This is a genomic window from Asticcacaulis biprosthecium C19 (assembly GCF_000204015.1).
Classification (GTDB): Bacteria; Pseudomonadota; Alphaproteobacteria; order Caulobacterales; family Caulobacteraceae; genus Asticcacaulis; species Asticcacaulis biprosthecius.
Genome location: NZ_GL883077.1, coordinates 1,087,751 through 1,094,331, shown reverse-complemented (window position 1 = coordinate 1,094,331; position 6,581 = coordinate 1,087,751). Strand labels below are relative to the sequence as shown.

At 61.9% G+C, this 6,581-nt stretch carries 6 protein-coding genes; 2 read left to right on the top strand and 4 right to left on the bottom strand.

Annotation, left to right across the window (positions count from 1 at the left end; translation table 11 throughout):
• Positions 1-40: 40 nt before the first annotated feature.
• Together ABI_RS05435 and ABI_RS05430 are read left to right on the top strand one after the other, a co-directional pair.
• Complete coding sequence (locus ABI_RS05435; protein ID WP_006271852.1) at positions 41-1,618, top strand: MFS transporter; 1,578 nt, start codon at positions 41-43, stop codon at positions 1,616-1,618.
• Complete coding sequence (locus ABI_RS05430; RefSeq protein WP_006271851.1) at positions 1,615-3,006, top strand: rhamnogalacturonidase; 1,392 nt, start codon at positions 1,615-1,617, stop codon at positions 3,004-3,006. Before ABI_RS05435 ends, ABI_RS05430 begins: the two co-directional genes overlap by 4 nt.
• Positions 3,007-3,048: 42 nt before the next feature.
• Here the strand turns inward: ABI_RS05430 and ABI_RS05425 are convergent, their stop codons facing one another.
• The 4 genes from ABI_RS05425 to ABI_RS26100 all read right to left on the bottom strand — a co-directional run bounded on the left by ABI_RS05425 (position 3,049) and on the right by ABI_RS26100 (position 6,438).
• Positions 3,049-3,975: a sugar phosphate isomerase/epimerase family protein gene (locus tag ABI_RS05425; RefSeq protein ID WP_245531298.1), complete on the bottom strand. Its 927-nt coding sequence runs from the start codon at positions 3,973-3,975 to the stop codon at positions 3,049-3,051.
• A 255-nt stretch (positions 3,976-4,230) separates the two neighbouring features.
• Entirely contained in the window at positions 4,231-4,647 is a 417-nt protein-coding gene (locus ABI_RS05420) for a response regulator (protein ID WP_157138707.1), read from the bottom strand.
• A 169-nt stretch (positions 4,648-4,816) separates the two neighbouring features.
• A complete protein-coding gene (locus ABI_RS26105; protein WP_245531331.1) occupies positions 4,817-5,467 on the bottom strand; it encodes an ATP-binding response regulator in 651 nt (216 codons plus the stop codon).
• Positions 5,458-6,438, bottom strand: a complete 981-nt coding sequence (locus tag ABI_RS26100; RefSeq protein ID WP_006271847.1) for a hybrid sensor histidine kinase/response regulator — start codon at positions 6,436-6,438, stop codon at positions 5,458-5,460. Before ABI_RS26100 ends, ABI_RS26105 begins: the two co-directional genes overlap by 10 nt.
• Between the last annotated feature and the right edge of the window lie 143 nt (positions 6,439-6,581).

The window sequence follows — 6,581 nt, the reverse complement described above, 5'->3', positions numbered from 1 at the left end:
AAGTGGGGAGAGGGAGAAAAAACAAAATGGGAGTACTGTTATGCAGGCGCGCAAGACGACATGGGTCAACCACTGGGCCTGGGGCTCCGGCGATATGCTGGGTGCCGGGGCGCAGGCGGTCATTACCGGCTGGCTGGTGTACTTCTTCGTCACCTTCTGCGGCCTGACCATCCAGGAAGCCGGGCTGATCGTCGGTCTGCCGCGCCTGATCGAAGCCATTACCTGTCCGCTGATCGGCTACATTTCCGACAATCTGCGTCACACCTGGATCGGGCGCAAGATTGGCCGGCGCAAGATCTTCCTGATGCTGACCATTCCGTTGCTGCCCAGCTTCGCGCTGATCTTCGTGACGGGTCAGACCTTCTGGTACTACCTGATCACCTTCATCTTCTTCGAATTCCTCTACACCATGTTCCTCATTCCCTGGGAAACCCTGGCTGCGGAAATGACCAAGGATTACAAGGAGAAGGCCAAGTTCGCCGGGGCGCGGATGATCGTCGCCCAATCGTCGGCCATCCTGGCCTCCTATCTGCCGACCCTGATCATCGGCCAGTTGGGCAAGGATTCGCCCAACACCTTTTTCATCATGGCCGCCATTTTCGGCGTCATCTTCTCGCTGGTGGTGCTGCTGGTTGTGCTGTTCACCTGGGAGCGCCCCTACACTGAGGACGAAAAGCTGATCCAGCCAGAACCGCTGAACTGGCAAACCTCCCTGATGATCCCGTTCAAGATGTTCGGCGATCTGTTTTCGACCCTGCGCCTGCGCGCTTTCCGTCAGCATATCGCCATCTATCTCGGTGGCTACCTGTCGCAGGATATTTTCAACACGGCGTTTCCGATTTTTGTCGCCACGGTGATGATGGGCGCGACCCTGATCATCTCACAGCTGATGACCACCATGTATGTCGCCCAACTGATCTCGGTGATGATCGCTATCGCCATCGTCATCAAGATCGGGCCCACGGTTGCCTACCGCCTGGCAGCCGGCGCCTTCTGTGCCGCCCTGGTGTTCTACCTTGTCTTCTATCTGGTTCGCCCGGCCGGATTCGATGCTGACCTGAAGGCGCTTGGCGGCAACATCTTCACCGCCTTTACGGGTGGCAATGGTTCGCTGATCCTGTGGCTGTTTGCGCCGATCGTCCTGGCGGGCCTCGGGCGCGGCACGCTGAACTTTGTGCCGTGGTCGGTCTACAACTACCTGCCCGACGTCGATGAGGCCGTGACCGGCCAGCGCCGCGAAGGCATCTTTGCCGGCGTCATGACCTTTACGCGCAAGATGGCCCAGTTCGGCGCCATTTTCGCCACCACCTGGCTAATCGAACAGGGCGGCTACATCTCGCCGTCGAAGGCGCCGGCCGGCACCACCGTCGTCCAGACGTCAGAAGCCGTGCAGTCCGTTGTCATGGTCATGGTCGGCGGGCCGATCCTGATGATGGTGCTGGGGGCGATTATCTCCTGGAGCTTCCACCTTAATGCCAGGACCCACGGCATCCTGATGCAGGAGGTCGACCGCCTGCGCGCCGGTGAAACGGAACCCGAGTCCGAGGAGAGCAAGCAGATCGTCGAGGACCTGACCGGGTTCAAATTCGAGCGCCTGTGGGGCCGCAGCCGCGGATGATCTGCAACGTCCGCGACTTCGGCGCCACCGGCGACGGTGTCACCCTGGACACCGAGGCTATCAATGCCGCGGTTCAGGCTGCGGCCAACGGCGGCACGGTCCTGTTGCCGCCCGGCCGCTATCTCAGCCACTCGATCCGCCTGATCAGCGGGGTGACCCTGCACCTGGCGGCCGACGCGGTGCTGGAGGCGGCGCCCGGCAAGGGTTACAACCTGCCCGAGGACAATCCCTTCGACCTGTACCAGGATTTCGGTCATTCGCATTGGCGCAACAGCCTGATCTGGGGTGAAGGCCTGAGTGATATCGTTATCGAAGGTGATGGCGTGATCGACGGTATGGGCCTGACCCGCGAGGGGCCAGGCTCGCAGTGGAAAAAACAGGCCGGCGAATTCCCGCTGTCAATGCGCGGTCTGTCGGCCGAAGTCATGGCCGAACTGTCGCCCGAGGTCTCCGCCATGCAGGGCCTTGGCAACAAGGCGATCTCGCTGAAGCGCTGCCGAAATGTCGTGTTGCGCGGGCTGACCATTGTGCGTGGCGGGCATTTTGCCCTGTTGGCGACCGGGTGTGATGATCTGGTCTGTCAGGACCTGAGCATCGACACCAATCGCGACGGGCTGGACATCGATGGCTGCAGGCGGGTGGTGGTGCGCGGCTGCCGCGTCAATACGCCCAATGACGATGCGATTGTGCTGAAGTCGTCCTTTGCCCTGGGCGAGCGCCGGGCGGTCGAAGATGTGTTGATCGAAGGCTGTGTCGTTAGCGGCTACGATCCGGGGACGATGGTCGACGGAACGTTCGGTCGGACGCAGGCGTTTTCGCCCGACCGCGACCGGGTAACCGGCCGTATCAAGATCGGCACGGAGTCGAGCGGGGATTTTCGGCGGATTACAATCCGCGACTGCCGGTTCGAGCGTTCGCGTGGACTGGCGCTGGAAACCGTCGATGGCGGGGTGATCGAGGACGTCACGGTCGAGGATGTCATCTTGCAGGAGGTGACGACAGCGCCCTTGTTTCTGCGCGTGGGCGCCCGATTGCGGGCACCGGAAGGGGCCGCCCCCGGGGTAATCCGGCGGGTGACGGTGCGGCGGTTTACGGCGCAGGATGTGCTGGCGGACTATTGCGCCATACTCATGGGTATGCCCGGTCATCCGATTGAAGACGTCGTCCTGCAGGACGTGCGTCTGAGTTATCGCGGCGGCGGTGTCGCGCCAAAGGTCATGCCGGAGGCGTTGGCGGACGCCTATCCGGAACCGTCGATGTTCGGGATTACGCCCGCCTGGGGTTTATGGGCGCGGCATGTGCGCGGGTTGGTGCTCGATAGGCTGGAATTGCGCACGGTGGGCGATGAGAGACCGGAACGTAGTCTCGACGATGTAACGGCGGGATAGCTCTGTCGCTCCCTCTCCCCACCTGAGGCGAGAGAGAATTTATTAAAGCTTCCGCAAATAATCCCGGCTCTCGGCCAGCGACGTCAGGATCGGCTTCTTGTAGGGCGCTTCCTGTTCAACGAACCACGCCTTGACGCCGACCTCCTTGGCCGCCGCGAAGACCTCGGCCCATTTGACAACGCCCGCGCCGACCTCGACCGAGCGCCAGCCCGAAGCTTCCGCCGGATCCTTTACCATGTCCTTGATATGGAGCAGGTCGGTGCGATCGGCATATTTACGGATGGTGGCAGCGGGATCGGCGCCGGCAACGGCCACCCAGCCGATATCCAGCTCCAGCCGCAACTCATCCGCCGGGGCTGCTGAGACCAGGATATCCTCGCCGGTCTGGCCACCGCCAAGGTCGAGAAATTCCATCGGATGGTTGTGATAAGCGAACTTCAGGCCCGCGGCCTTGATCTTGGGCGCCATCTTCGAGATGTGCTCGGCATTAAACTTCCACTGGTCGGCGTTCATGGCCTCGGTCATGGCCACGACCCAGTCCTTTTTTGGGTCGAAATTGGCGCCGGGCTTCGGCGACGACGCCACCAGCCATTCGGCACCCAGACCCACAGCATCGGCAATTTCCTTGTCGAAACTGTCAATCAGCTTGGACATACTGGTGTGGGCCGCGCGGATCTTCAAGCCGGCATCCTCGATCTGCTTCCGGTACTCGGCCGCCGAAGTGCCGCGCACGCCCGCCGTTTCGATCAGCTCATAGCCCAGATCCTTGATGGCCTTCAGGGTACCGGGAATGTCCTTTTCCAGCTCAGCATTGACCGTCCACAGTTGCATGCCCAGTTGCCAGGACGAGGTCAGGCCTGCCGATGCCGGCGCCGGGTTTTCGCTGGTTTTGCTGCACGCAGCCAAGCCGCCAAAGGCCATGGCGCCCAGCAGCATGCCGCGGCGCGTCGGTTCGAACCTGAAAGTCATGATGAGATCCCTGCAACGTCTAGTTATGGATTATTTCGCTTTTACGCGTTTTCCTGAAGCATGCGACCATGCGGTCGTACCACTTGCAGGAAAAAGCTTGGGCATCGATTTTTGTAATCGATTACAGAATCTCTGTCAAATCGGCCGTTTTAGAGCTCAAGCGCCGGACTAGGCGCCCCCCATGGCTCCTCGCTCACGCTCGGGCGGGCAAGATGCGTTTTTGGCGCCCTTGCCAAGTCGCGTTGCGCCTTGGAACTACTTTTCGGCGCCCGCCTTGTTCAGTGTCTTTTCGATCGTCCCCAACAGGTCCTGAAGCGCCTCGAGATACAACGGCTTGACCAGGTGATGGTGGAAGCCGGCCTCTGCCGTCAGGCGGCGATGCTCGGCTTCGCCCCAGCCGGTCTGGGCGATAAAAACGGTGTCGGCAAGTTCCGATTCCTGGCGCAGCAGGCGGCACAGGTCGTACCCGCTCATGCCCGGCAGACCCAGGTCCATCATGATAACGTCCGGCCGGTAGCCCTTGACGTCTTCCAGCGCCTGTTTCGGCGACAGGGCCAGCCGGTAGTCATAGCCCAGCATCTCCACCAGCCAGCCAGTGGTTTGTGCCAGAGCTTCATTGTCCTCGATGATCATGACCCGCATGACCGAATTTCCGCCGGAGCCATCAGCCATGGCGGTCCCCATTTCTGCAGTTTTGTGTTGTCACGCCGCTTTGCCCTGAATGCCCCAAAACAGACTCTTGCGCCCAGGCACAATGAATTTTTTATAATAAGGGTTAAGCGGCGTTCGGACTAAAGAATTGTAAAAAAAAGGTAAGTATGATTGTGGTCCCGGTCACCGGTCATATATCATGCGGTTCGCCGGCTTCGTTCAGCACGCGACTGAGCAGGTCCAGGCTTACCGGCTTGGTGACGTGGTGGTCGAAGCCGGCGTCGAAGGCCTGGCGCCGGTCGCTTTCCTGGCCCCAGCCGGTCTGGGCAATGATGACCATGTCGGTGCCGCCGGGCATTTCGCGCAACAATCGGCACACCTCATAGCCGTCCATGCCGGGCATGCCAATATCCAGGAGGACGACGTCCGGGCGAAGCCTTTGCACCGCTTCCAGCGCCGCCGGGCCATTGTTTTCGACGCGCGGGCGGTGCCCGATCAACTCCAGCATCCACCGTGTCGTGTCGGCGGAATCGGTGTTGTCGTCGACAATGAGCACGTCCAGACGCCGCGCATCGTCCCTGGCCGAGTCGGCCTCACTGCGCGCTTCGCCCGGCTCGGAGGCCAGCGGAAGGCGCACCGTAAAGGTGCTGCCCAGGCCGACGCCGTCGCTGTTGGCCACGGTCGTGCCGCCATGCATCTCGACCAGCTTCTGTACAAGAGCCAGGCCGATACCCAAACCGCCCTGTGAGCGGTCGAGGTGCTGATCGACCTGGGTGAACAGTTCGAACACCTTGGGCAGCATGTCGGGTTCGATGCCGACGCCGGTGTCCGTTACCCGAATTTCGATCTGATCGCCGGCCTGGGCCGCGCTGAGGGTGATCCGGCCGCCTTCGGGGTATATTTGGCAGCGTTGTTGAGCAGGTTCGACACAATCTGGGCCAGCCGCGTCAGGTCGCCGTCGACCCACAGCGGCGTCTGCGGCACCTCGATCGTCAGGTCGTGGCCACCGCTGTCGATCAGCGGTTTGCTGGCCTCAAGCGCAGCGGTGATCGCCTCCTGGATGGCGATGCATTCCATGCGCAGGTCGATCTTGCCGCGGCTGACGCGGGATACGTCCAGCAGGTCATCGATCAGCCGCACCAGATGGGTCAGTTGCCGGTCCATCATATCGCGCACCGAATCGGCGCGTTCGCCCTCGGGTGACATGCGCAGGATCTGCAAGCCGTTGCGGATGGGCGCCAGCGGGTTACGCAGCTCATGGGCCAGGGTTGCCAGGAACTCGTCCTTGCGCTGGTCGGCCTCCTTCAGTGCATTGGCATACCGGCGGCTTTCCTTGAGAAGACGCAGATTTTCCTCAGCGAAGGCCTTCAGGTTGTCGCGCTGGACGGCGATCTGCTGACGCTGAAGATACAGTTCGCAAAAGACCGCGACCTTGGAGCGCAGCACGTCGGCTTCCAGCGGCTTTTCCAGAAAGTCGACGGCGCCGGCCTCATAGCCGCGAAAGCGGCGCTGGCGGTCGGTCGTACCGGCGGTCAGGAACATGATCGGCACGCGTCGGGTGCGCTCATTGCCGCGCATCAGTTCGGCCAGTTCGAAACCGTCCATGTCCGGCATCATGACGTCCAGCAAGGCCAGGGCGACGTCATGTTTCAACAGGATTTCCAGGGCTTCGGTGCCGGAGCTGGCCTTGAGCATGTTCAGGCCGTCGCGACGCAGCAGGGCCTCCAGCGAGCGCAGGTTTTCTGGCCGGTCGTCGACCAGCAGCAGGTTCACCGGGGTGACGGTGGATAGGCTGGTAGGCATGGCGGTCATGATACCCCTGCGCGGTGAAGCGTCAAAAGATGTTCGGCAATGGCCTCTAGCGAGACGACGCGGGCGTCAGGCACGGCACCGCAGGCGGCGCGTGGCATGTCGGGCGCCCGGGCCTGGCCCGGCGCCTGAATCAGGGCCTGGCC

Coding starts and splice junctions, on each gene's coding strand:
- ABI_RS05435 (WP_006271852.1), top strand. CDS start 41: ATGCAGGCGCGCAAGACGACATGGGTCAACCACTGGGCCTGGGGCTCC.
- ABI_RS05430 (WP_006271851.1), top strand. CDS start 1,615: ATGATCTGCAACGTCCGCGACTTCGGCGCCACCGGCGACGGTGTCACC.
- ABI_RS05425 (WP_245531298.1), bottom strand. CDS start 3,975: ATGACTTTCAGGTTCGAACCGACGCGCCGCGGCATGCTGCTGGGCGCC.
- ABI_RS05420 (WP_157138707.1), bottom strand. CDS start 4,647: ATGGCTGATGGCTCCGGCGGAAATTCGGTCATGCGGGTCATGATCATC.
- ABI_RS26100 (WP_006271847.1), bottom strand. CDS start 6,438: ATGACCGCCATGCCTACCAGCCTATCCACCGTCACCCCGGTGAACCTG.